At 60.7% G+C, this 25,998-nt stretch carries 18 protein-coding genes and 1 tRNA gene; 11 read left to right on the forward strand and 8 right to left on the reverse strand.

Going from position 1 to position 25,998, the window contains the following annotated elements:
- Positions 1–113: 113 nt before the first annotated feature.
- Both AC1RQ9_RS10115 and AC1RQ9_RS10120 read right to left on the reverse strand, forming a co-directional pair.
- The gene (locus AC1RQ9_RS10115; protein ID WP_485986760.1) at positions 114–1,406 is read right to left on the reverse strand and encodes a haloacid dehalogenase-like hydrolase; all 1,293 of its coding nucleotides are present in this window, start codon (positions 1,404–1,406) and stop codon (positions 114–116) included.
- Positions 1,403–3,496, reverse strand: a complete 2,094-nt coding sequence (locus tag AC1RQ9_RS10120; protein ID WP_485986761.1) for a phosphocholine-specific phospholipase C — start codon at positions 3,494–3,496, stop codon at positions 1,403–1,405. The genes AC1RQ9_RS10115 and AC1RQ9_RS10120 overlap by 4 nt, the downstream gene beginning before the upstream one ends.
- A 196-nt stretch (positions 3,497–3,692) precedes the next feature.
- Here AC1RQ9_RS10120 and qhpR point away from each other — a divergent pair, with 196 nt between their 5' ends.
- The 3 genes from qhpR (at position 3,693) to eutC (ending at position 7,030) form a co-directional block, all read left to right on the forward strand.
- Positions 3,693–4,775 (forward strand): AraC-like transcriptional regulator QhpR, encoded by a 1,083-nt coding sequence (gene qhpR / locus AC1RQ9_RS10125; RefSeq protein ID WP_485986762.1) that lies wholly within the window; start codon positions 3,693–3,695, stop codon positions 4,773–4,775.
- A gap of 118 nt (positions 4,776–4,893) precedes the next feature.
- Positions 4,894–6,276 (forward strand): ethanolamine ammonia-lyase subunit EutB, encoded by a 1,383-nt coding sequence (locus AC1RQ9_RS10130; protein ID WP_485986763.1) that lies wholly within the window; start codon positions 4,894–4,896, stop codon positions 6,274–6,276.
- Positions 6,269–7,030 (forward strand): ethanolamine ammonia-lyase subunit EutC, encoded by a 762-nt coding sequence (gene eutC / locus AC1RQ9_RS10135; protein WP_485986764.1) that lies wholly within the window; start codon positions 6,269–6,271, stop codon positions 7,028–7,030. The genes AC1RQ9_RS10130 and eutC overlap by 8 nt, the downstream gene beginning before the upstream one ends.
- A gap of 485 nt (positions 7,031–7,515) precedes the next feature.
- Here eutC and AC1RQ9_RS10140 read toward each other — a convergent pair.
- From AC1RQ9_RS10140 to AC1RQ9_RS10160, 5 genes are all read right to left on the reverse strand, one after another.
- Positions 7,516–7,591 (reverse strand) — tRNA-Glu (locus AC1RQ9_RS10140).
- A gap of 68 nt (positions 7,592–7,659) precedes the next feature.
- Entirely contained in the window at positions 7,660–9,510 is a 1,851-nt protein-coding gene (gene recJ / locus AC1RQ9_RS10145; RefSeq protein WP_485986765.1) for a single-stranded-DNA-specific exonuclease RecJ, read from the reverse strand.
- A gap of 78 nt (positions 9,511–9,588) precedes the next feature.
- Positions 9,589–10,926 (reverse strand): homoserine dehydrogenase, encoded by a 1,338-nt coding sequence (locus AC1RQ9_RS10150; RefSeq protein WP_485986766.1) that lies wholly within the window; start codon positions 10,924–10,926, stop codon positions 9,589–9,591.
- A gap of 27 nt (positions 10,927–10,953) precedes the next feature.
- Positions 10,954–12,195, reverse strand: a complete 1,242-nt coding sequence (locus AC1RQ9_RS10155) for an LL-diaminopimelate aminotransferase (protein ID WP_485986767.1) — start codon at positions 12,193–12,195, stop codon at positions 10,954–10,956.
- 84 nt (positions 12,196–12,279) lie between these two features.
- Positions 12,280–13,140: an OmpA family protein gene (locus tag AC1RQ9_RS10160; RefSeq protein ID WP_485986768.1), complete on the reverse strand. Its 861-nt coding sequence runs from the start codon at positions 13,138–13,140 to the stop codon at positions 12,280–12,282.
- A 354-nt stretch (positions 13,141–13,494) separates the two neighbouring features.
- On the opposite strand from AC1RQ9_RS10160, the gene AC1RQ9_RS10165 reads away from it, so the two are divergent.
- Complete coding sequence (locus AC1RQ9_RS10165; RefSeq protein ID WP_485986797.1) at positions 13,495–14,169, forward strand: ATP-dependent Clp protease proteolytic subunit; 675 nt, start codon at positions 13,495–13,497, stop codon at positions 14,167–14,169.
- 210 nt (positions 14,170–14,379) lie between these two features.
- Positions 14,380–15,384: a ferritin-like domain-containing protein gene (locus AC1RQ9_RS10170; RefSeq protein ID WP_485986770.1), complete on the forward strand. Its 1,005-nt coding sequence runs from the start codon at positions 14,380–14,382 to the stop codon at positions 15,382–15,384.
- A 48-nt stretch (positions 15,385–15,432) separates the two neighbouring features.
- On the opposite strand, the gene AC1RQ9_RS10175 is transcribed toward AC1RQ9_RS10170, so the two are convergent.
- On the reverse strand, positions 15,433–15,954 hold the full coding sequence (locus tag AC1RQ9_RS10175) for a hypothetical protein (RefSeq protein WP_485986772.1): 522 nt from the start codon (positions 15,952–15,954) through the stop codon (positions 15,433–15,435).
- A gap of 182 nt (positions 15,955–16,136) precedes the next feature.
- Between AC1RQ9_RS10175 and AC1RQ9_RS10180 the strand changes: the two genes are divergently transcribed.
- The 6 genes from AC1RQ9_RS10180 to AC1RQ9_RS10205 all read left to right on the forward strand — a co-directional run bounded on the left by AC1RQ9_RS10180 (position 16,137) and on the right by AC1RQ9_RS10205 (position 25,847).
- Positions 16,137–16,580: a hypothetical protein gene (locus AC1RQ9_RS10180; protein ID WP_485986774.1), complete on the forward strand. Its 444-nt coding sequence runs from the start codon at positions 16,137–16,139 to the stop codon at positions 16,578–16,580.
- A 60-nt stretch (positions 16,581–16,640) separates the two neighbouring features.
- On the forward strand, positions 16,641–17,198 hold the full coding sequence (locus AC1RQ9_RS10185; protein WP_485986776.1) for a cytochrome b: 558 nt from the start codon (positions 16,641–16,643) through the stop codon (positions 17,196–17,198).
- 509 nt (positions 17,199–17,707) lie between these two features.
- Positions 17,708–19,711: a putative bifunctional diguanylate cyclase/phosphodiesterase gene (locus AC1RQ9_RS10190; RefSeq protein WP_485986777.1), complete on the forward strand. Its 2,004-nt coding sequence runs from the start codon at positions 17,708–17,710 to the stop codon at positions 19,709–19,711.
- 41 nt (positions 19,712–19,752) lie between these two features.
- Entirely contained in the window at positions 19,753–22,011 is a 2,259-nt protein-coding gene (locus AC1RQ9_RS10195) for an EAL domain-containing protein (protein WP_485986778.1), read from the forward strand.
- A gap of 75 nt (positions 22,012–22,086) precedes the next feature.
- On the forward strand, positions 22,087–24,309 hold the full coding sequence (locus AC1RQ9_RS10200; RefSeq protein ID WP_485986779.1) for a sensor domain-containing protein: 2,223 nt from the start codon (positions 22,087–22,089) through the stop codon (positions 24,307–24,309).
- Positions 24,310–24,506: 197 nt separating this feature from the next.
- Positions 24,507–25,847, forward strand: a complete 1,341-nt coding sequence (locus tag AC1RQ9_RS10205; protein WP_485986780.1) for a dihydroorotase — start codon at positions 24,507–24,509, stop codon at positions 25,845–25,847.
- Positions 25,848–25,998 lie beyond the last annotated feature (151 nt).

Below are 25,998 nucleotides of genomic sequence, written 5' to 3' on the forward strand. Positions count from 1 at the left end.
CAAAACTGCTTTTAATTTTAAGGCGTTATTATGGGCTGACTTTTCAAACCGTCTCCAAAGACATTTGCCCCCATGCGCCTTGTGCCGTGTTCGCCTGCGGCACAGGGGCGTCGTCAGGCCAGCAGGCGTGGTATCGTGCTGCCGTAAGGGATGGAGGCGGGATCGGGGCGCCATTCGCCGGTATTCTCATTACGCCCCTGCAGCACGAACCGGGGCTGTGATGCCGACTGTTCCTGTGCCGCGCGTCGGGACAGCGCGCCAATCGGGCCGGACAGGCAGCGGTTGATGATGACCGACAGCGCGGTATCGGCAAAACCGTGCAGCATATCCACGTCCCCGTCGCTATCGCCAAAGACCATCAGGGGACCGTGTCCTTTCTGCCGGGCCAGTGCCTGACGGATGGCCGTGACCTTGCCCTGCCGATAGGTCAGGGGCCAGTGGGGTACGTCCCTGTCACCGGGATAGGACGCATCACCATCCGGGTGCATCCGCACGCCCATTACGTTTTCGGCAGGCAGGTTGTATCCGTACTGGGGATCAGTCGCGAAAATGCGCACGATATCCACAAAGGATGCCGAACAGACATAGACATCAATGCCCTGCGCGCGCAGGCAGCCATGCAGCGTGGCGATTTCGGGCGTCAGGCGCAGGCATTGCATGAAGGTGTGGCTGACGCATCCCGCCTGTCCCGGTCGCTGTGGCGGGGTGTGCCACGTGACGGATGTAATGGCCTGTCCCAGATGCCAGGTGTTGGAAGCCTGTACAAGCTGGCGCAGGCTGTCGGGCGTATGACCGTTCAGCATCCATATGACCCAGCGATAGGCATGATCCACGCCGGAACTCGCCATCATGGCGTCATAGGCGAAATACAGCTTTGCCCGGAAACTGCACATTATGGGATCGGCGGCCGTACGAAGCGTAAAGCCGCCGTCACGCAGGGGCTGCAGTCCGTAGGACCGTACCAGCGCCGTGTAATCGGCAACCAGATCCACAGCCAATGCATGCGCGTTTACCCGCTGCCCCGTAACGGTGCGGCATGTCGGGGCAAGCAGCCCATGCCCCAACCCACGTTGCAGAAAGGTGCCAAACTGCTGCGGCGTAAGCATGAAGCACAGATTGTCGATCATGAAGCGGAACAGTGTTTCCGCGCAGTCACCAGAAATACAGGTATTGTCCCAGTCAAATACGGCATAGGGCCGGGTCGTGGCATCCTGGCTGCCACGTCCATGGGCGCGGATGACCGCTTCGACCGCCCGGCGTGTCGTGGGTGCCCATTTCAGGGGCGGCAGCAGCGGGAGGGAGGCCGTATCATCGGTTGCATGCGCCCCGGCCGCCAGCAGCCCGGGCGCCAGGGATGACAGGCCTGCTACAGTGGCAAACTGACGACGGGTAAAGGGTTTCGTCACGCTTCATGCCCTTTTGGCAGATGGGTAATGGACGGCGCGCCGCCAAGGCGCGGGTCACTGCGGCTGGGCCGCCCCGTTTCCATGTGGCCAGCCAGTCTGGCAAGGAAATGCGGATGGCCACCGCATGTCAGGCGCAGGTCATACCAGTGATCCGACGCGGCCAGGTTCCAGTCATGGGTTACGCTGCCGAGTGGGGGAATGTCCAGACGGACCGGCGCGTAGCCGGCGTAATCCACCATGTCCATATTTACACGCAGCCTGTTCCTGCATGTGTGCCGCAGGGTCAGGCGCAGGTTGCCCGTGTCGGTATCATAGGATTCCGCCACCTCCAGCACGCATGACCGGTGAGGCAGGGTCCATGTCCGTACAAAGCCGTTGGGACCATGTAGGCGCAGGGTATGGTTGGCCATGGTCGGTGGCAGCGTGAAGCGGAAATCACTGTGCGCGGCCACGGTAAAATGCCGGGGACCGTGAACATCCACGCCATACAGGCGGAAGACCACCCCGACGTCGCCCGGATTGTCCAGTACAAGGTCCAGCGCCCCATCGTGCGCATGTATCCGTGCGGTATGGCGATAGGGCAGGGGACGGGCGGGACGCTGTCCGGTTTCCTGCATGGGAAAATGCTGCCGGCGTGGTACCTGTGGCGGGGCAAGGTGGCACGCGGCATCCGTCTGTGTGGGATAGTGCGCGGTGTCCGGTAATGCGGCCTGCCACTGCCGGTCCGTGACCCCGAAATCAAACAGCGATGTCAGGTCACCACAGACGCTGCGCCGCCATGGGGTGATGTTGGGTTCCATGACACCGAAGCGGCGTTCAAGGAACCGGATGACCGAGGTATGGTCGAACATCTGCGAATTGACCCATCCGCCCTTTGTCCATGGCGAAATCACGATCATCGGCACGCGGGGGCCCAGGCCCACCGGTTCACCCTGATAGATCTCGCCCGTGACAGGTACGTTGCTGCCGCCCTGTGTCGTGTCTAGTGCGGGGACGGGGGCGGGGATGTGATCGAAAAAACCGTCATTTTCATCATAATTGAGGATAAAGACGGTTTTTGACCACACATCGGGATGCCGGGAGAGGACATCCATCAGGCGTGAAATCAGGTATTCGCCATAGCCCGGGGGCGCATCGGGGTGTTCGCTCAGATGCTGGGGCGGTACGATCCATGAAACCTGCGGCAGCGTGCGGTGCATGATGTCATGTTCCAGGGCCGCGACCAGAAATTGCCCTTCGGATGTATGGGCGTTGGACGCATCGGACCCTGGCACGATCGACCGTGCGGCGCGGTAACGGGCGGAGTGCGGGGACAGGTTGCGGAACTGCGCAAAGGAGGCGAGCGGATTATCCGTGAAGTTGTCGTATTCCTGATAGATCTTCCAGCTTACCCCATGTTCCAGCAGCCGGTCGCCATAGGTTTTCCATGTAAAGGCCCGGAAATCCTTCCGGTCCAGCGCCATGTCGGCTGAACCGTTTCCATCATCGACATTGGTGACGACCTGCACGCCATCCTGCCCGCACGCCAGGCCACTGGTGCCCGTAAACAGGAACAGGCGATTGGGGTTTGTCGGTCCGAAAATGGAGGCATGGTAATTGTCACAGATGGTAAAGGCATCTGCCAGCGCATAGTAATATGGGATATCCTGACGGTCGAAATACCCCATGGTCATCGGGGTTTTGACATCAATCCACGCATCCCAGTTGTTCCATAATGCCTGTGATCCCTTCCAGCTGTGATCGAGGCTGGGCAGGCATCCGGCGCTGGTGGTTGCGGTATTGAAGCGGAATGGCAGCACCGTCCGGCCGTGCCGGTCACGCTGGGCCAGCGGGGATCGCCCATCGGGCAGGAATTCGGGCTGGGGATCGGAATAGCCGCGCACGCCCTTCATGCAGCCGAAATAATGATCAAAGGCCCGGTTTTCCTGCATCAGGATAATGACGTGTTCAATATCCTCTATCCCGCCGCCCTGCCGGTTTGGCGGCACGGCCAGGGCGCGCTGCACGTTTTCGGGCAGTACCCCCGCCATGGCGCTTGCGGCCGACATCTGCAGGAAGCGGCGTCGGCCAGGGCGGATGAAACGGGGCATGCGGCCTTGTTCTCCTTGGATTCTTCCGCACGCAGCACCACAGGCGCACGGATATTGATAGCGCCGCAGCGTAGCGGGCATGGATAGGGAGAGCTTGACAGAAGACTACATAATTTTGGCATCATAACGTTTGGGCTTGTTACGGATCGCCAAAACATGAAAACTGGTGGTCGCTTCAGGATGTAGGGAAGGGAAGATGCTGCCTGGCGATATACCCGGCCCATCAGACAGCACGGTCAGACAGCCACGTGTGCTTGCCGCAGCGGCCACGGGGGCGTACCAGTTCATCCGTGATCAGGGCTGCGATCCCGATCGCGTGGCCCTGTCCGCCGGGCTGCGACTTGACCAGAGCCTTTCCCAGACGGCGTCGCTCGACCTTGCCGGATACTGCCTTCTGTTTGAGGAAACCACCCGGCAGAGCGGGCATGCAGGGGTGGGCCTGTCCTATGGCCGGCATTTTACCCCCGACATGCTGGGCCTGATCGGTTTTATCGCCATGGCGTCCCCCACACTGGGTAACGCGGTGGAAAATGTGGCCGAACTGTTCCCGTACCACCAGAGCGGCACCATTACCCGCCTTGTCCATCAGGACGATGGCTGCGCGCGACTGGAATACCGGATCGTGACGGGCGGCATCATCGGGCGTGAGCAGGATGCGGAACTGACCATGGGCATGTTCTGCAACATATTTCGCCATGTGCTGGGGCAGCTCTGGGCGCCACGGGCCATCTGGCTTGAACATCGCCGCATTGCCACGCCGGGCGAATACGACAATGCCTTTGGCGCGCCGGTGCATTTTGGCATGGGCGTCAATGCGGTCGTGTTTGACAGGGCGGAAATGGGCTGCATCATGCCACAGGGAAATGTGCGGCTGCTTGATGTTTTGCGGTGCAGCCTGACATCGCTGTCGCCTGCGGCCGCAACCCGGCCAATGGAACCGGCCGCGGATCCGCTGCTGTCGCGCATCCGTACCGAAATCCGGTATTCGATGGGGCAGGGCGTGCCCGCCCTGTCGCATGTGGCGGAAACGCTGCGCATACCGCGCTGGACCCTGCAGCGTCGTCTGGATGGGATGGGCATTACGTTTTCGGCCCTGGTGGAACGGACCCGGCAGGAACTGGCCCGCGAATACCTTGCCCGCCCCACGATGCCGATTGGCGAGATCGCATTACTGCTGGGATATTCGGAAATCAGCGCCTTCAGTCGCGCATTCCGCAAATGGACCGGGGTCTCGCCACGCCTGTACCGCGCATCGCAGCATTCAGGTGGCGACCGCTAGGCACATGCCCGTGCGGAAGCAGGTCAAGTCTTTGTGCCTGTCGGTCAAGATATTTGAAAACAAACGTTTATAATTCCGTCATGGATAAATTACCTCCCGTTGGGAAGGCTATTGTACTGTGTCATATCATGCTTTTCTGGGGGGAGAGAAATTCTGCTTTTCCTCTCTGAAACAGGTGCTCGCCTATGCCTCACCCTATCGCAGCGGTGATGAACTGGCAGGGGTTGCGGCCCCTGATCCCCTGCAGCGTATCGGAGCGCGTGAGGCGCTGGCGAACATTCCGCTCCGGACCTTCCTGAACGAGGTCCCGGTCCCTTATGAGACGGATGAAGTCACGCGGCTGATTATTGACAGTCACGACACCGCCGCCTTTGCCCCCGTCGCGCATATGACGGTGGGGGATCTGCGCGACTGGCTGCTGGACCATGAAACCGACGGGGCGACCCTTTCGGCACTTGCGCCGGGGCTGACGGCGGAAATGGTCGCGGCGGTCAGCAAAATCATGCGTAATCAGGATCTGGTGGCGGTTGCCCGCAAGATCACGGTCCGCACGGGCTTTCGCAACACGCAGGGCCTGCCGGGGCGCATGGGGTCACGCCTGCAACCCAATCACCCGGTGGACAGCCTGCCGGGCATTGCTGCATCCATGCTGGACGGCCTGTTGCTGGGGGTGGGGGATGCCGTGGTGGGCATAAACCCGGCATCGGACAACATGGCCAATGCCAGTGACATCCTGCATATGCTCGAAGGGGTGCGGGTGCGCTATGACATTCCCATACAGACCTGCCTGCTGACGCATGTGACCAATACCCTGCAGCTTATGGAACGGAATGTGCCGGTGGACCTGGTGTTCCAGTCCATATCCGGCACACAGGAAGCGAATGCGGGCTTTGGCATTTCCCTGTCCGTCCTGTCCGAAGCCTATATGGCCAGCCAGTCACTGGGGCGGGGGACGGTCGGCACGAATACCATGTATTTCGAAACGGGGCAGGGATCGGCCCTGTCGGCCAATGCCCATCACGGCATGGACCAGCAGACGGCGGAGGTCCGGGCCTATGCCGTGGCACGGGCTTTCTCGCCGCTGCTGGTCAATACGGTGGTCGGCTTCATCGGTCCGGAATATCTATATGATGGCAGGCAGATCATCCGTGCGGGGCTGGAAGACCATTTCTGCGGGAAGCTCATGGGTCTGCCGATGGGGTGTGACGTCTGTTACACCAATCATGCCGAGGCGGATCAGGATGACATGGACAACCTGATGATGCTGTTATGCACCGCTGGCATCAACTTCCTGATTGCCGTGCCCGGCAGCGATGACATCATGCTGAATTACCAGAGCCTGTCCTACCACGATATCCAGACCCTGCGTTCGCTGTTTGGCGTGCGGGCGGCGCCGGAGTTTGAAGAGTGGCTGATCGCGCGTGAGCTGATTGATGCAAAGGGTCGGATACGCGTCAATTCCCCCAGCATTTTTTCCGGGATGATACCCTCGAATGACTGATGAACGTCCCATTTCCTGGCAGGGGCTGCAGGCACGGACATCGGCGCGGATCGGCCTGCCCCGTACCGGCAATACGATTTCCGGTGCGGCCGTGCGGGAGTTTCAGTATGCCCATGTCCGTGCGCGTCATGCTGTCTCCACCACGCTGGATACCAGTCGGCTGAACCTGTCACAGCCCCTGATCGAGGTTGAAAGCCGCGCCCGGGACCGCGAAGAATACGTCAGGCGTCCCGACCTTGGGCGACAGTTATCCGACAGCAGCCGCGAAAGCCTGTTGCACGGGCAGTATGATGTCGTATTCGTCATTGCAGATGGACTATCAGCCCTTGCGGCCCAGCAGCAGGGTCCCGCAGTGCTGGCTGCAATGATACCCCTGCTGGCGGGCTGGCGTATTGCTCCGTTGGTTGTGGCGCACAGGGCACGGGTGGCCCTGGGCGATGAAATCGCGACCTGCATGGGTGCGCGGTGCGTCGTGATGATGATCGGGGAGCGTCCCGGTCTGCGCTGCGCAGAGAGCATGAGCCTTTACATGACGTGGAATCCGCAGATAGGGATGCGGGATTCAGGACGGAACTGCATTTCCAACATCCATGGTCACGGCGGGTTATCCGCCATGACTGCGGCAAACAGTCTGGCATGGTTGCTGAAGATGGCGCGGACGCGCAATTACAGTGGCGTCAACCTCAAGGATGAAACCTGTACTATTGAGCAGACGGACCAGCAGAAAATATTATCGGATAAATCGGGACAATAAAAAGCATCGATTCTGGAAATACAGATATATGAAAGAATGACCGTATGGCCTCTTTCATTGCCTATGTCGATGGAACCGTTATCGCCTGTCGTGTTGTGAACAAAAAAACGGCGCAGATGTGATTTTTATTCTATGGAAATTCCGAAAATAGTGCTGTGGCAGGAACGTAATAAAAGTTTCCAGCCGTTCCCTTTTTCAGGGATTGCTTGAGCGTAAATATTTTAAAAAAGCAAAAGTTTTTGGATCCAATTTTTTTTCAAAAAAGTGGTGTTCCTCGAAGCTTCTGAAGAAAGCTTCACCAAAAACTTTTTCATAATTTGCACGATGCTTTGTAGGCAGTTTTTTTAATCTGCGTACAGCCACACTGTAGAAATGTCAGTCACAGACACGACAGGCCGTCAACGACATTCTACGTATTAAAAATACAGAAACTTGGAAAGTGCCTGTAATCAGCCAAGACCCGCAGTAAACTGCAGCAAAGTAGCTGGCGTCCCGTACGGGATTCGAACCCGTGTTGCCGCCGTGAAAGGGCGGTGTCCTAGGCCTCTAGACGAACGGGACTAAAGGCGTGAGCGGTAAGTATCCCGACACGGGGGGAGGGTCAACCCCCTGATTCAAAAATATTGAAATTATTTGGCGATTGCTGCGTCACGGATGAAAAAAGTGGCGGATGTCCGGCCATTCCAGCTTTCGGCACGCAGCCATCCCGCCAGATGCAGCGGTGGCGTATCACGATCTTCCAGCACGGGGGCCAGCGGGCTTTCATTGGCGCGGAACACCAGTGCTTTCAGCCGGGGGCCTCGGCCTTCGCCCTGCAGCGTCAGACGCAGGGTATTGCCTTCCCGCCCGATCCGTTCGGCATAGGCCACGCGCACGCGGGGCAGCGCGATCAACGGTTCGTCGTTACCGGCGCCAAACGGGGCCAGGCGGTCCATGTCCGTTGCAAGGGCCACATCGGCCGCCGCGACATTCACCACGGCGTCAATGGTCAGGTCCACGGCTTCGGGCAGGCTGGCGGCGGTGGCCAGATGGTGGTCAAGGAATTCATGCAGGGCAGGGATGCCGTCCGCTGGCAGGCCGAATCCTGCCGCCATCGCATGGCCCCCGCCCGATGACAGCAGTCCGGCCTGTCGTGCCGCGATAATGGCGCCACCAAGATCCTGTCCCGGCACGGAGCGGGCGGAGCCTTTTACGCTGCCATCTTCCATCTCCGCACCAACCAGAACGGGACGGTTGAATTTTTCCTTGATCCGCCCGGCCACGATCCCGACCACGCCGGGGTGCCAGTCACGGCCGCTCAGCACCAGCACGGCATGCCCCTGCGCGCGTTGTGCGGCGGCCAGTTCCATGGCGCGGTCAAGGATGCCGGATTCGACGCTCTGCCGGTTGTGGTTGACGGAATTCAGCTTCTCGGCCAACGCCTGTGCTTCGGCTGTGTCCTCGCACAGCAACAGGCGCAGCCCCAGGCCGGAATCCGCGATACGCCCACCCGCATTGATCCGGGGACCGAGCGCGAATCCGCATGTAAACGCCGAAAGCGGGTCGCGCGCGCCCGCAGCTTCCAGCAGGGCCGCGAGTCCCGTGCGCTGCCGCCGCGCCATGACCTTCAGCCCCTGCGTGACAAAGGCGCGGTTCAGGCCGCTTAACGGCATGACGTCACATACGGTCGCCAGCGCCACGAGGTCGAGGCTGTCCATCAACTGCGGGTCGGGATGGGATTCGAACCATCCTTCACGGCGCAGGATGCGGACTGTCGCCACCACGGTCATGAATGTGACCGCAGCCGCACAGATGCCGTGCAGGCCGGATGGGCAGTCGGGCCGGTTCGGATTGACCGTGGCCAGCACACGCGGCAGCGCGCCCTGCACCTGATGGTGGTCAAGGACAATGACATCACCACGCCCGCTTGCGTGTTCCAGCACATCCACCGCCGCCGTGCCGCAGTCCAGACACACGATCAGGGTCGCGCCCTGATCCTGCATGGCCTCGATTGCGGGGATGTTCGGGCCGTATCCTTCCGTCATGCGGTCGGGAATATGCGTCAGCACCGTGCAGCCCTGACGGCGCAGGAAATCGGTCAGAAGTGCCGTGGAACACGCGCCATCCACGTCATAATCCCCGAACAGGCCCACCGTTTCCCCGTTGCGGATGGCGGTGGCCAGACGGATGGCCGCGGCATCCATGTCCGTGAAGGTGGACGGGTCGGGCATCAGCGCACGCAGGGTAGGGGCCAGATAGGTTGCAACCTGTTCGGGGGCAATGCGGCGCAGGGCCAGCATGCGGCCCACGATTTCCGGCAGTCCGGTCTGCTGTGCAATGGCCATGCCCATGCGGTCGGTATGGCTGGCCTGTCCGCCTTCGCGCCAGTTCCACCGGCGGCCCGTAACACTGTGGGTCACCCCCAGCACGGCTGGCGCCTGCTCCGCCTCCTGTGGCGCGGGGGACGCGGGAAAGGGGGAAAGCAGGTCGGCAGCGGACATGAAAACGGATCCTTGTGGGTATGCGGCGCGGGCAAGGCAGGATGGATGGTCCGGCCGGAACCATCCATTGCCCGGTGTTCAGGCCGCTTCGATACGGATCAGCGCGGGCTCATCCAGTACGGCGGACAGTTCTGCAATGTGATGCAGGGCATGCTGCATCGCGGCCTCGTTGGTCTTGTGCGTCAGCAGCACCAGCGGCACGGCATGGGTGCCATCGGGGCGGACGTCATGCGCGTCGGCATGCTGGAGCATGCTGCGCAGCGATACGCCGTTGTCACGCAGCACCGCCGTGATGTCGGCAATGACACCGGGGCGGTCTTCCACGTTCAGGCGCAGGTAGTATTCGCCCGTGAACGATTTGCTGGGCAGGGCCACGGCCTGCATCAGGCTATCAGCGGCACAGCCCCATACCGGCATGGCGGAGCCACGGGCGATATCGATCAGGTCGGCGCATACGGCAGTGGCCGTCGGTCCTTCGCCCGCACCCCGGCCTTCCAGCATCAGGCGGCCGACAAAGGCCCCTTCCGCCACCACGGCGTTGAACACGCCGTTGACCTGCGCAATGGGCGCATCCTGTGGGACAAGGCAGGGATGGACCCGGGCCTCGATACCGTTTTCATGCTGGCGCGCGATCCCCAGCAGCTTGATGCGATAACCCATCTTGCGCGCGAACTGCAGGTCCAGCGCGCCAATGCGGCGGATGCCCTCGATATAGACGGAGGCAAATACCACGGGCCGCCCGAACGCCAGTCCGGCAAGGATCGCCAGCTTGTGCGCGGTATCAATGCCGTCCACGTCGGTCGAGGGATCGGCTTCGGCATAGCCCAGCTTCTGCGCATCGGCCAGGATTTCGGCGAAGTCCCGCCCGGTTTCATGCATGACGGTCAGGATGTAATTGCACGTGCCGTTCAGGATGCCGCCGATCTTCAGAATCCGGTCCGCCGCCAGCCCCTCACGCACGGTCTTGATGGCGGGAATGCCTCCGGCCACCGCTGCCTCAAACATCAGCGGCACGCCCGCTGCCTGCGCCGTACAGGCCAGTTCGGCGCCGTGAATGGCGATCAGCGCCTTGTTTGCGGTCACCACCGGACGGCGGTTTTCCAGCGCGCGGGTCACCGTCAGGCGCGCGGCACCTTCCGCCCCGCCAATCAGTTCGGCCACCACATCCACATCGGGGTGGGTGGCCAGTTCCTCGGGTGCGTCACACCAGGCGACATCGCTCAGGTCGACGCCACGGTCACGCGTGCGGTCGCGCGCGCTTACGGCGGTCACCACCAGTTCGCGGCCCGCGCGGGCACGGATCAGGTCGGCGTTTTCACGCAGCAGTTTTACAACGCCGGCACCAACCGTGCCCAGTCCCGCAATGCCGATGCGCAGGGGCGGTTTGGGGGCGGGTTTACAAGGGGAAGAAGTCATGTGTTTTCCGTCAACCGATAAGGGCAGTCATGAATGGGCGGGCTGGGTGTCAGGCAGCGGGGCGGCCTGCTGCGTGGTGGGGGCCGTGCCTCCGTGTTCCGTCATGAAATGGCGGATGGAGCGGCAGGCCTGACGCAGGCGCTGGGTGTTTTCCACCAGTCCGATGCGCACGAAGCCCTCGCCATATTCCCCGAAGCCAAGGCCGGGGGCCACCGCGACGCCAGCTTCCTTCAGCAGCAGCTTGGAAAAGCCCACGCTGCCCAGTTCACGGAAGCGTTCGGGAATGGGCGCCCATGCGAACATTGATCCTTCGGGGGAGGGCACATCCCATCCCGCCGTCTGCAGTCCCTGAATCAGTACGTCGCGGCGCTTGCGGTAGATATCGCGGATTTCGGCCACGCAATCCTGCGGGCCACTGAGTGCCGCGACAGCCGCGACCTGAATGGGCGTGAACGCGCCATAATCCAGATAGGACTTGATGCGGGTCAGCGCCGCGATCAGCTTCGGGTTGCCCGCGGCAAAGCCCATGCGCCAGCCCGCCATGGAATAGGTCTTGGACAGGGACGTGAACTCGACGGCGATGTCCTTCGCACCCGGCACTTCCAGGATGGAGGGGGGAACGTTATCGCCAAAATAGATTTCCGCATATGCCAGGTCCGACAGGATCCAGATTTCGTGCTTGCGCGCGAACGCCACCAGCTTGCGGTAGAAATCAAGGTCCGCGAGATACGCGGTGGGATTTGACGGAAAATTGACAATCAGCGCCGTGGGCTTCGGCACGGAATGGCGCACCGCGCGGTCCAGCGCCTCCAGCATTTCATCATCGGGCGTCGCGGGAATGGAGCGGACGGACGCACCGGCGATGATGAAGCCGAACTGATGGATGGGATAGGACGGATTGGGTACCAGAATGGTGTCGCCTGGGCTGGTGATGGCGGAGGCGAGGTTGGCCAGCCCTTCCTTGGACCCCAGGGTCGCGATCACTTCCGTCTCGGGGTCCAGCTTTACGTTGAAGCGGCGTTCATAATATCCCGCCAGCGCCCGGCGCAGGCCCGGAATGCCGCGGCTGACGGAATAACGGTGCGCGCGCGGGTCGCTTACGGTTTCCACCAGTTTCTGCACGATATGGGGTGGGGTGGGGGTATCGGGATTGCCCATGCCCAGATCAATAATATCCTCCCCCCGCGCTCGGGCCTGGGCCTTGGCCTTGTTGACTTCAGCGAAGACATAGGGCGGCAGACGGCGGATACGGTGGAATTCTTCGGTCATGGGACGCTCTGTTACGGGCGCGCGGCAATCCGTGCGCCGGGTTGGAAAAATGGCGGGCCACCCGTTGGGGGTGGGCACCACACTCTAGCGCACGATGGCAATTCTTGCACCATTGCCAAAGGCATGGGCGTGTACCGCAATGCGGTTGGCTGGTACGCCCCGGGCGCGCAGCATGTTGGTCAGGGTGCGGGTGCGCAGTATGGCAAGGTTGAGGGCCGCGGTCTGCCCTTCCGCCGAGGCGGTGGCGGCATTGCCATAGCCATTCACGATCACAAAACGGTTGCCGCGCTGTTTTACCACATTGCCAACCACATCTTCCTCGCCATCCTCGATCTGGTCCGACCCGGGCAGGAAGCGCACCTGATCCCCGTCATCAGGTGTCGCGAGGTGATAGGTCGGCAGGTCCATGCCGTCCCGCCCGGCATTGTCAGGCAGGCTGATCCCGCCCACCGAGGGCAGTTCCGGCGGCCCATCGGCAATGGCTGGCAGGTTGGCGGGGATCGCCTCGGGGGTGTCGGATACCGTTTCCGTAACCGCGGGCATGACCAGTTGGCCCGTGGCGTCCCGCACGGGTTCGGCCTGATGGGACATGCCGCGTTCGGATTTCGGCCTGGTGCCGCCCGTTGCCTGCCGTCCCGCCTGCGCGCCGTCATTCGCCACCGCGAGGGAGGCGGACTGCCCCCCGCCATTGCCTGACGGGTGCGAGGGAACGGGGGGAATGTCGGCGGCCGTGGGCATGGTGCCCATGATCGCGTCCTGATGCTGGTTGAGTTCGCGCTGCGCCTCAAGATCGGCGGTGATGTCTTCACGCAGTTCAGGTGAGGGGAGTTCGGGCGTCTTGTCCGGTCCCAGCCCGACCTTGGGATAGGGCTGGTGCGTACCGGGCGGTGGGGGACGCTGCTGGCCGATCACGCCGCCCTGGTAGTTATGGTACCAGTCGGACACGGAATCGACAGTATCCTGATGGTGCGCGCAGCCCGCCATACCCGTGGCAAACAGCGCCAGCAGGACAGCCCGCGTTGTGGCGGGACGTCTGGATGGCGGAAAAAAAAATCTTCCGGGACTTGGCGATGGTGCCCGCTTTCCCAATCTTAGCTCCCATGGCCTTTTTCGGCCTGCACACGACATGACCGGGGCAAACTAGCCTGCAATGCCGATCTTAGCGAGGGGGATCGCGCACCGGGTCTGTCCCGGCCGGGGTCATTGTGCCCGATTGTCAGGTCGGGACTTGGCACCGGACGCAAGGCAGCGCAGGATAAGGGCATGACCAGGACAGTCCCGGAGAATAGGGAGAACCCGATGAACGGCATGCAGCCGAAACACCGCATCCGCATGGATGAAGAAGATCCCAGGGATCCCGATATCCCCGAGCCCCAGGGCCCGGAAACCGAGGAACCCGACAAGAACCGCACCCTGTCCTCCCCCATAGGGGAACTGGAAAGCCGCCTGTTCGACCAGCGCAAGGTGCTGGTGTTCGGTCCGATCAATGACAAGATCGCCCGTGACGTGACCGGTCGCCTGCTGGCGCTGGCCGGTGCGTCGGACAAGCCGATTGATGTGTACGTGAACTCCCCCGGTGGTCATGTGGAAAGTGGCGACACCATCCATGACATGATCCGCTTTGTCGATTCGGTTGCACCCATCAACATGATCGGCACCGGCTGGGTCGCATCCGCGGGCGCACTGATCTTTGCCGCAGGGAACAAGGAACGGCGTTACTGCCTGCCCAACACGCGTTTCCTGCTGCACCAGCCCATGGGCGGCGTGCGGGGTCCCGCGACCGATATCGATATCGAAGCGCGTGAGATCATCAAGATGCGTGAGCGTCTGAACCGCCTGTTCGCGCGTGAAACCGGGCAGCCTTATGAAAAGGTGTGCAAGGATACGGACCGCAATTACTGGATGTCCGCGTCCGAAGCGATCGATTATGGGCTGGTGACGCGCGTAATCGACAAAATCTCTGACCTGCATTGATTTAAGGCAAGGCGGACCGCTTGGCGGGTCCATAATGCTGATGTCGCGTTGTGCGGGGGATGCTTCGGCATTCCCCGCAAATTCCAGATAACAGTTCTGCACTTAATGGTTGGTGTGATATGGACCGCAGCAATCAGGGTGTCAGCTGTTGGGATGAATGCCACATCGGCCGGCGTATCCACGCGACACCGTTCCGAGCAGCGAGCCGACATGACGAAATCACTTTCTGACATCTATACCATTCTGCCCGAAGCCCGCGACCCGGGGGCCGCGACCCCTGATGCCGTGGCAAAGGCTGATTTCAATGCCCGCCACTGGTCCAGCCCGGTGCCGGGACCGCTCACGCCCGGATCGGCGGAGCACAAGCAGGCGGTGGCGGAGATGTTCCGCGACACCTTCAATCCCTACAAGCCATCGGTCATCGAATGGCCCAAGCTGGACAGGGAAACGCTGGAACGCGTCACTTCCCTGCCGATCTGGGATATTGCCGTACAGACCGAAGGCAAGGCCCGCCTGCGCATGGCAGCCTATGCCCGCCTGATTGACGACCCGGATATGAAGGACGCCCTGTCACGCAACGCGTGGGAGGAAAACCGCCACAAGGAAGTCCTGTCCAAAATGGTGGAAGCCTATGGCATTCCGCTGGCGTCTGAACCCCCCTATATCGAACCGCGTGACGTGGAATGGGCCTATCTGGTCACGGGTTTTTCGGAATGCGTGGACAGTTTCTTCGCGTTTGGCCTGTTTGCCATTGCCCAGAAATCCGCCTTCTTCCCCCCCGCGCTGATCGACACGTTCGAACCCGTCATGCAGGAAGAATGCCGCCATATCCTGCTGTTCGCCAACTGGCTGGCGTGGCACCGCGCCACCATGCCGCTGTGGAAGCGCCCCTGGTTCGAGATGCGCGTGGTCGGGGTCTGGCTGTTCCTGCTGTATGAACGGCTGGGCATGGTCACGACGTTCGATGCCGAAGGCAACAAGCATGAGCAGGACAACAACTTCACCGTGAATGGCACGAAGGATGTCGCCAATGTCGATGTGCCGCTGCGCGACATGATCGACATCTGCCTGATCGAGAACGAACGCCGCTTCTCCGGCTATGATCCGCGTCTGCTGCGGCCGAAGCTGGCGCCAAACCTTGCGCGTTTCATCCGTTTCTTCCTGCGGCGCACACCCAATTCCGCCAGCCTGGAAAGCCAGCCCGGCGCGGCCTGAGCGTCCACGCTCCACCCGCCCGCAAACCGGGCGGGTGGGGTCCTGTCCTCAGCCCAGGGTGGGGTCGACCTGCCCTGCGCCGAAATCAAGCTGGCCCAGATAGGCCACGCGGGTTGCGGCCACGATGTCACCAATCCGGCCGCCCTCGATCCGGGCATAGGCGTAGACCTTGCTTTCCTCCTCATCGGAGGAGCCGATTGCAAGCCCCGCGAACTGTGTGCCGCCCTCATCCTTCAACTGCCAGACGTCACCGCGCACGACGGCATCGTATTTGTAGCGGAAACCGGGGACGATCTTCGTCAGCAGCAGCGGCATGACTTCCGTGACATCCAGCGCCGTGCGTACGAAGGCGGTGCAGGCTTCATCCGGCACGAAATAGCCCTTGGCCGCCGCCGTCATCATGATCAGCCCGGGCGTTGTCTTGCCATTTGCCACGACACGGCTGCGAATGACGATCTTCTGGTCATCGCGTGAAACTTCCGATGCAAGCATCACGGTGCCCATCGGTGCCGCCAGCAGGTCGGGCACGACGGTCATCTGGGTCAGGGGAAGGGTGGCGAGCGTGGTCATCTCTCATTCTCCAGCAGGCAATGTGTCGGTAACGCCATGGGTGGGCCGTGTATGGCGTTACGTTTCATGAGAACCATACGCCCGTTCACGTGTTTTGGGATGCATGGCACACGCGCGTCATATGCGTGGCAGAAATGTCCCGATCAGGCCGTATGCGCAATACTATTGGCGCTGCGGGGTACATGCCCCATGTAGACAGCATGAACGTCATGCAGGCCAATGGCGTGACGCATAACAGGAGGAAGAGCCGGATGTCGGGTTATATCAGGAAGGGTCTGGCGGCCCTGACGGTGGGGGTAATGGTGGCGGCCGGTCATGGCGGCATTGCGCACGCGCGCAGCCATTCTGACGGTAACGGCAATAGTGTTGGCAGCTATACACCGGGTGAATCGGAAGCGAATAATGCATCGGCCGGAATAACGGGCGATTACAGCGCGCCGGAAACCGGTTCAGGTGGTGGTGTACCGCAGTTCCGTAATGATGGTGAGGAATCCGACCAGATGACGGGCGCCATGATGATGCCCGGCAGCGCATCCTCCAGCGAAGCCCCCGGCATGACCGATGGCGGTTATTCCAACATGCATATCGGTGGGGAAGACAGTTCGATGCTTCCCGGTGTTGACTGACACGACCGTCATGCCTTCTGGCATTTTTTCTACGGCTACCAGACCAGACAGGTGATCGGTATGGCAGCATATTCATCCGCCACGTCACATATGCCCCGGCGGTATAGCTGGGAAACCCGCTGGCTGCACTGGATTACTGCCGTACTGGTGGTAGAGCAGTTCGTGGTGGGACAGGTTGCGTGGCACCTGATGGACCGTACCGCACCCATGCGGGCGTTTCTGGCGGTTACCCATACGTCACTGGGCGTGCTGCTGGCGGCCGTGTTCGTGACCCGCATGGCATGGGCGGTCACCGGGGGGCGGGCAATCCGTTTCCCCGTTGTAACATTTCAGGACCGTGTCGCACGCAGCGTACATCGCCTGCTTTATCTGCTGCTGGGCGGAGAAATCGTGTTCGGTTACATGGCGCGCTGGACAACGGGACGGCCCGTGATCGCATTTGGTATCCCGATCAATTCGCCTTTTCCGGAATTGATGGGCGGAACACATTCGTTTTTTTCATCATTACATCACTGGAATGCGTGGTTACTGTTCTGTCTGGCATGCTTTCATGCCGGGGCGGGCTTTTATCATCTGCTGGGTATCCGGGATCAGGTTTTTCAGCGCATGCTGCCATGATGGCGGCATGCGGGACCTGATGGGAGCGCTGTCATTGGCAATTCTGGCTGTAACAAACTGAAACAGCACTGAAGATAGGTATAATTTAGGAATTAAAACCTATTATCGTGTGTTCATCTGTCATTCCCTTGCTATTTCCTCATGAATATTGGTGTAGTTTTCTGCTGTGCATGATGTAGAAACTCGCGCAGATGGATGAAGGATTTCTGCGGGATATTTGTTGTTGCATTTTTCGCGGATCTTTACTAACATCTGGTTAATCATAATAAATACATAAAATAAATATCTGATAATTTGTTAAGTGCCCCTGTTGTAGGCGTTTGATACTGCCTGGTTTTTCGTATTACCCAACGCGGTAACGGATTTTACCCGAAATCTGGTGATGACTGGATGGTATTGATCGTTCAAAAATGGAATCAATGAGCAATCATATCTATGAGCTGAGGGTTTATAACCCCTTTCTGCTGTCTGGTGCATTGGTCGTTTGTGTACTGGGTGCGTGGATTACCATGCGACTGGTTGCCCGCGTGTCCGACACCCGTGGCAGGCAGCGTGTCGGCTGGTGTTTCCTGAGCGCCATGGCGGGTGCCAGTTTTGTCTGGTGCACGCATTTTGCGGCCATGCTGGCCTATCATGCCGGTGCCGATGTGCATCTCGACCCCTTGCTGACCATCCTGTCCCTGCTGGCCATGTTCGTGGCCATGCCCTTTGCGGTCATGACGGCGGTCAGGCTGTACGGACGCGGTGGCTGCGTGCTGGGCGGGATCATCCTTGGGCTTGGTATCGCCAGCATGCATTATATCGGCATGGCGGCGTACCGGATTGATGCCCCCGTGGTCTGGAACCTGCCGCTGGCGATCGTGTCGATCCTGATCGGTATTGGCCTGTCCGCCACGGCCCTGCGCCTGGCGTTGCGCCCGGCCACCCTGCGGCGTGAGATCGAAATGACGCTGGCCATGGTGGGTGCGGTGGCCGGGCTGCATTTTACCGGCATGGCGGCCATGCATATTCATATGCATCCGCACATGCAGGCCCTGCATGACAATGAACAGTTCCAGGCCATTGGCTTCGCGGTCATTGCCGGTTCGATGCTGATGATCGTCGCCGGTATCGCCTGCTTTGTCATTGATGGCAGCGTGCGGCAGGAATCGTATGACGAACTGCACCGCATGGCCATGTCCGATGCATTGACCGGCCTGCCCAACCGCATAAGCTTCAATGAACGCCTGAACCAGGAAGTCGCAATGGCTGACCAGAATGGCGAACAGTTTGCGGTCATCGGTATCGACCTGAACAAATTCAAGGAAATCAACGATACGCGCGGCCATGCCGCAGGTGATGTCGTGCTGACCACACTGGCTGAACGCTTCAGCGCGCTGCTGGGACAGGGTGAGTTCGTGGCCCGTCTGGGGGGGGATGAATTCATCGCCATCCATCGCACGTCGGATCAGGCGGAACTGCATGATTTCGTAAACCGTATCCAGCAGGCGCTGAACCAGCCCATTCCCATTGATGATTACATGGTCACCAGCGGCGGCAGCATCGGGGTTGCGGTCTATCCTGTTGACGCGACCGACAGTGAAACCCTGATTTCACGCGCCGACCTTGCCATGTATCGTGCCAAGACCGACCTGCACCATACGATCTGGTATTATGAAAGTTCGCTGGACCAGAACGTGCGTGAACGCCGCGCGATGGGTGATGACCTGCGTGCCGCCATGACCAATGGCCAGCTTTCGCTGTTTTTCCAGGTGCAGACTGTCGTCGCCACTGGCGAGGTTTCGGGATATGAAGCCCTGCTGCGGTGGGAACATCCGGTACGTGGCAGCGTGCCTCCCACGGAAATCCTCGACATTGCCTATGAAAACGGCCTGATTATCGAATTGGGTGAATGGGTGCTGGACCAGGCATGCCAGGCTGCGGCAGGCTGGGACGGAAATGTGCGTGTCGCGGTCAACATGTCCGCATCACAGTTCCTGCTGCCGCGCTTTGCCGATACGGTTCAGGCTGCCCTGGCACGCAGCGGCCTGCCTGCGGGCCGCCTTGTCATCGAGATTACCGAGGCCACGATACAGCGTGACCGCCCGCGTGCGCTGGCCATGGCCCGCAAGGTGCATACGCTTGGGGTCAGGCTTGCGCTGGACGAGTTTGGTGGCCCGAAATCGGTTCTGTCCATGCTGCGCGAATTCCCCTTTGACAAGATCAAGATCGACCGCACCCTTATGCAGCAGGTGGGCACGGATCCGGCCATGGCTGAACTGGTCCGCTCCGTCATGATCGCGGGGCATGCGCTGGATGTCTCGGTCCTGGCGCAGGGGATCGAAACGCCGGGCCAGCTTGCGCTGCTTTCGTCCGAGGGATGTGACGAGGGGCAGGGCTACCTGCTTGGCCGTCCGGCCCATGTCCCCATGGCGGCAAACGCCCCGGCGCCCGCAGCCCCCACCATGTCACAGACGTTTGCCGCGACACCCATGCGTGCGGCGTGCGCCCCGTCCTTCTATCCAGCAGCGTGATATCCGCCAGAATATCCTCAATGAAACAGTGTGAGAAAGTAATGAACCCCCACGAAGCGCCTGCCATGACCGATGACCACAAGCCCGCCACCAAGCTGGACATGACGGCCGATGTCAGTCTCCAGCTACTGGAGCAGGCAACGGATGGCGTCGTGATCATCAATGAGCGTAACGAGGTCGTGTTCTTTAACCCGGCGGCGGAAAAGCTGTGGGGTTTTACCGAGGAAGAAGTGATCGGCCGCAATGTCAGCTGCCTGGTCCCCTCGGTCTATCGCGCCGATCATGACAGCTATATCTACAAGAACCGCAAGACGGGCGTGAACCGCATTGTCGGCACCTCGCGCGAAGTCACGTTCGAGAACAAGGCCGGGGATTACATTTCGGGCGAGATGTCGATCTCGACCGCGCTGCTGGGCCCGGAAAAGAAGCGCTACTACATGGCCTTCATGAAGGGCGTTACGGAGGAAAGCCACCGCCGCAAGCTGCTGGACCTGCAGAATACGGTGTTCCAGGCCATTTCCAACGATATGCAGGTGGAGGACGTGGCCGACCTCGTCTGCCGTGAAGTGGAAAGTTTTGTCCCCAACACGGTGTCCGCCATCATCCTGCTGGATGAAAACAACCGCCTGAGCATCCTGTCCGGTCCCGGCCTGCCGCGTCGTTATGCCGCGGCCCTTGAAAACATGGTCCTGACCGAAGGCGATCTTGCCGCCCTGGGCAATGACCTGTCCGAAGCCAACAGCATCGTATGGGACAGCTATCGCTCGCTTGGGATCTCGCTGGGGCTGCATAACTGCTGGGCTTCGGCCATCAAGTCGCGCAACGGGCGGATTTCGGGCATTTTCGCGCTGTATTCGCGCAATCAGTACAAGCTGAGCGACTGGCCGCAGAAAATCGTTACCGGCTGCGTGCCGTTCTGTAGCGTCGTGATCGAGAATTATGAGGCCCAGCAGCATATCTCGCAGCTTGCCAATCATGATTCCCTGACCGGTTTCCTGAACCGGACCGCCATCCACAAGATCATCAAGTCGATGATCGACCGGCCGGGTGACAACCAGTTCGCGGTCTTCATGATCGACGTGGACCGTTTCCGCGACATCAATGACACCCTTGGCCACCAGAATGGCGATTCCTTTCTCAAGGCAATTGCCGAGCGGCTGAAGGGCATGTCACGCAGCAACTATATCCTCAGCCGTTCGGGCGGGGATGAGTTCGTCATCGTCATGCCCGACAGTGATGAGGAAAAGGCATCGTCCTTTGCCGAAAGCCTGATCAGGGCCATGCAGGAACCCATCGAGATCGCGGGCAACCTGCTGGTCGTGTCGCTTGGTATCGGGATCAGCATCTTTCCTGAAAACGGGCCGGATGGTGAATCCCTGCTGGGCCATGCCGAAATCGCCATGCGCCGGTGCAAGAAGGAAGCGCGCGGCGGCTTCTGCGTATCCAGCACGGCGGATAACCGCGCGGCACAGGACCGGCTGCTGCTGGGTTCGGCGCTGCGTGAATCGCTGGCCAAGGGCATGCTCAACCTGCATTACCAGCCGCAGGTCGATATCAAGACGGGCAAGCTGTATGGCGTGGAGGCCCTGTCGCGGTGGAAGCATCCGACTCTGGGCAATATCTATCCCTCCCGCTTCATCGCGGTGGCGGAAGATACCGGGCAGATCGAGACGATCGGCACATGGTCGCTGGAAGAGGCGACGCGCCAGATCATCGACTGGGAACGTCAGGGGCTGCATGTCCCCACGGTTTCGGTCAATCTGTCGGCGGCACATTTCCGCAACCGGGGCCTGCCCGGGCTGATCGAGCGTATCCTCAGGGAGCGAAAGCTCTCGCCTGAGCGTCTGTGTGTCGAAATCACGGAAAGCGTCATGATGGATGAAAACGAGGACACGATGGAGGGACTGGCCGCCATCCGTAACCTTGGTGTCGGACTATCGATGGATGATTTCGGCACGGGATATTCCTCGCTGTCACGGCTGACGCGCCTGCCGCTGACGGAAATCAAGATCGACCGCAGCTTCATCATGAACCTTGAACACGACCCCAATGCACAGGCCGTGACCACGGCGGTGATCGGGATCGGCAACCGACTGGACATGACCGTCGTGACCGAAGGGGTCGAGACGGAAGCCCAGCTCAAGCTGCTGCGGGGACTGAACTGTGATGTCGTGCAGGGTTATCTGTTCGCCCGTCCCATGGCGCCCGCAGACATGCTGAAGTGGGCACAAGGCCCCGACATGGCGCGTGTGTCCGACATGGCGCGTGAAGTCCTGAACGAAGGTGAACAGAAAAAATAGGTCCCCGGGCAGTCCGTAACCGCCCACCCGTCCTGGTGCCTGCCTGGAAACAGGCATTTATAATTTTGGATTACCATGAAAACCGAGAACCCCAAGCCGTCCCCAGCTGTCGATACCATTCCGGACATCAGCTTTGAGCTGCTGAATCAGGCCCATGACGGGATGGTCATCATCGATGATCATAACATGATCCTGTATGCCAACCCGGCGGCTGAAACGCTGTGGGGATATGATCCCGGCACGCTGGCGGGCAGGCCCGTGGGTGAACTTCTGGCCACGTCGGTCGGAAACAGCAGCCTGCCGTTTTCTGAGGAGGCACCGGCGCTGGAACCGGTCGCGGGTGATGTCACGTTCGAAAACCGCAGCGGGGACTACATTTCCGCCGCGGTGAGCCTGACGGCGGCACGGCTGATGGGGAAGGGTGGACGCACCTATCGCCTGATGATGGTGCACGGCATTACCGGCGCGGGCCATCGCAACCGGGTGATGGAACTGCAGAACACGGTTTTCCGCTCCCTTTCCAGCGAGATCCAGATCCAGGACGTGGCCGACATGGTCTGCCGCGAGGTGGAGGTCCTGGTTCCCAACACCGTCGCCGTACTGATCCAGCTTGATGAGCAGAACCGCCTGCGCATCCTGTCCGGTCCGGGCATGCCGCGCCGTTTTGCCGCCGCCCTGGAGGAAATGCGCCTGACGGATGCGGATATCGCAGCCCTGGCCAATGATCTGGGTGAGGCCACCACCATTGTGTGGGACAGCTACCGTTCCGTCGGGATTTCGCTTGGGCTGCATCATTGCTGGGCATCGGCCATCCGTACCCGCAACGGACGCATCATCGGCATTTTCGCGCTGTATTCGCGTTCCGAGCGTAATCGCAGCGAATGGCCATCCCATATCGTCAGCAGTTGCGTGCCGTTCTGTGGCGTGCTGATCGAACAGCACGAGGCCCGCCAGCATATCTCGCAGCTGTCGAACTATGACCCGCTGACCGGTTTCCTGAACCGCACGGCGGTGCACAAGGTGATCCGGTCCATGATCGGCCAGCCGGGTGACAACCACTTCGCACTGTACATGATCGATATCGACCGCTTCCGCGATATCAATGATGCGCTGGGCCATATCAACGGCGATGGATTCCTGAGGTCCGTTTCCGAGCGGCTGAAGGGTATTTCACGCAGCAATTATATTCTCAGCCGTTCCGGCTCGAACGAATTCCTGATCATTGTGCCGAATACAAGTCAGGAGGACGCGCTGAAATTTGCCGACAGGCTGCATGAATGCGTCAAGCAGCCGATTGAGATCGGCGGCAACATGATCGTGCCGACCCTGGGTATCGGTATCAGCCTGTTCCCCGAAAACGGGCCGGATGGGGAATCCCTGCTCAGCTATGCCGAACAGGCGATGCGTCATGCCAAGCGTTCGGGTCTGGGCATGACCCACCTTGCGCGTTCGGAAGACAACAAGGCGGCGCAGGACCGGCTGCTGCTGGGTTCGGCGCTGCGTGAATCGCTGGCGCAGGGCCTGCTCAACCTGCATTACCAGCCCCAGATCGATGTGCGGAACAACACGCTGTATGGTGTGGAAGCGCTGTCGCGGTGGAACCATCCGACACTGGGCAACATCTATCCCTCGCGCTTCATTGCCGTGGCCGAGGAAACCGGGCAGATCGAAGCCATTGGCACATGGTCGCTGGAGCGCGCGGTGCAGCAGATCCTGGAATGGGATGCGCATGGCATTTACGTGCCGACGGTGGCGGTCAACCTGTCGGCGGGGCATTTCCGTAACCGTAATCTGCCCGGTTTCATTGCGCGCCTGCTTAGCGACAGCAAGCTGGAGCCGCATCGCCTGACGGTCGAAATTACCGAAAGCGTCATGATGACGGAAAACGAGGATACGAACATGGTCCTGCAGGCCATCCGTAACCTTGGCGTCGCCCTGTCGATGGATGATTTCGGCACGGGGTATTCTTCGCTCTCAAGGCTGACGCGCCTGCCGCTGACGGAAATCAAGATCGACCGCAGCTTCATCATGAATCTGGAACACGACGCCAATGCACAGGCCGTGACCACGGCGGTGATCGGGATTGGCGGCCGCCTGGGCATGACGGTGGTGACCGAAGGGGTCGAGACCGTGCGCCAGCTTGACCTGCTGTGTCGGCTTGGCTGTGACGTGGTGCAGGGCTACCTGTTTGCCCGTCCCATGACACCACAGAAGCTGGAGGAATGGATCAGGGATGGCGGCCTGCAGGCCGTCCTGAAGCAGGCGGAGGAAGAACGCGCCGCCCCTTCCACCAACTGACGCTTTCCCGTCATATCTTCAATGTGACTGCAACACCCCGGCCAGCAAGGACCGGGGTGTTTCGTTATGGGGGATGGTTTGCATGCTATCGGGCGCGTGCCATACATCGGGTCAGGACGTGGCGGGCACAGGCGTGGCCCGGCGCGTATTTCCCGCCCGCGCTGCCGATCTGCGGGCAATGGCCACAGGATAGTCCCATGACCTTACCCGTTTTTGATCTTTGTCTGAAAAATGGCAGCGTTGTGCTGCCTGATGCCACCGTCGTGACCGATATATACGTGCGTGACGGGCGGATTGCCCGGATCGGGGGGCAGGGGGATGCCGGTCGCATCATTGACTGTACCGGCCTGACGATCCTGCCCGGCGTGATCGATACGCAGGTCCATTTCCGTGAACCGGGCCTGACCGGGACAGAGGACTTGGCCACCGGCAGCATGGCCGCCGTAATGGGTGGCGTGACCGCCGTGTTCGAAATGCCCAATACCAAACCCCCCACCGACCGGCCCGAAGCCGTTGTGGACAAGCTGGAACGCGCGCGCGGGCGCATGTGGTGCGACCATGCCTTCTATGTGGGCGCCACCACGGATAATGCCGACCGGTGCGGTGAACTGGAAATGCTGCCCGGTACGGCTGGGATCAAGATTTTCATGGGATCTTCCACCGGCAGCCTGCTGGTGTCTGATGATGCGGTACTGGAACGTGTGCTGCGTTCGGGCCGCCGCCGTGTCGCCATCCATGCCGAAGACGAGGCACGTCTGCATGAACGCCTGTCAGAACGCAAGGCAGGTGATCCGTCCAGTCACCCCGTCTGGCGTGATGAGGAAACGGCCCTGCGCGCGACACAGCGCATCGTGCGGCTGGCACGGCGTACGGGGCGTCGCATCCATGTGCTGCATGTCACGACGCCCGCGGAACTGGAATTCCTGTCAGGTCACAAGGATATCGCCAGTTGTGAGGTTACACCCCAGCACCTGACCCTGGCGGGTGAGGAAGCCTATGCCGAACTGGGGACGCTGGCGCAGATGAACCCGCCCATCCGTGGCCGTAAATGGCGTGACGGCCTGTGGTACTGGATGGGCCAGGGCGTGCCTGACATCATTGGTTCCGACCATGCCCCCCATACGCTAGAAGCCAAGCAGCGCAGCTATCCCGAAACCCCTTCGGGCATGCCTGGCGTGCAGACGCTGCTGCCGCTCATGCTGGACCATGTGGCGCATGGTCGCCTGTCGTTGCGCCGGGTGGTGGACATGACATCGGCCGGCCCACAGCGTCTGTTCGGTCTGGTGCGTAAGGGGCGCATTGCCGTGGGCTATGATGCCGATTTCTCGGTGGTCGATCTTGCTGCGCGCTGGACGGTTCAGCAGGAATGGCTGGCCTCCAAGTGTGGCTGGTCGCCTTTTGTCGGGCGCGAACTGACGGGCCGTCCTGTCGGCACGATCATTCGTGGCAATGTCGCCATGTGGGAAGGCCAGCTTGCCCCCACGGCCCAGGGCGCACCGCTGCTGTTCGAGGCTACGGATCGTCCGCAATCCGCCTGAAAGGGGCTGCAGGCGGGAAACAGTAAAAGTTTTTGGGTGTCGCCTTTTTTCAAAAAGGCGACGTTCTTCTGAAGCTTTTTGCAAAAAGCCTTACCAAAAACTTCTTTATGATTTGCAGGTTGTTTCAGACAGTCTCTTGCCGGCCGCATGG

This window comes from Komagataeibacter ossonobensis, assembly GCF_057359305.1.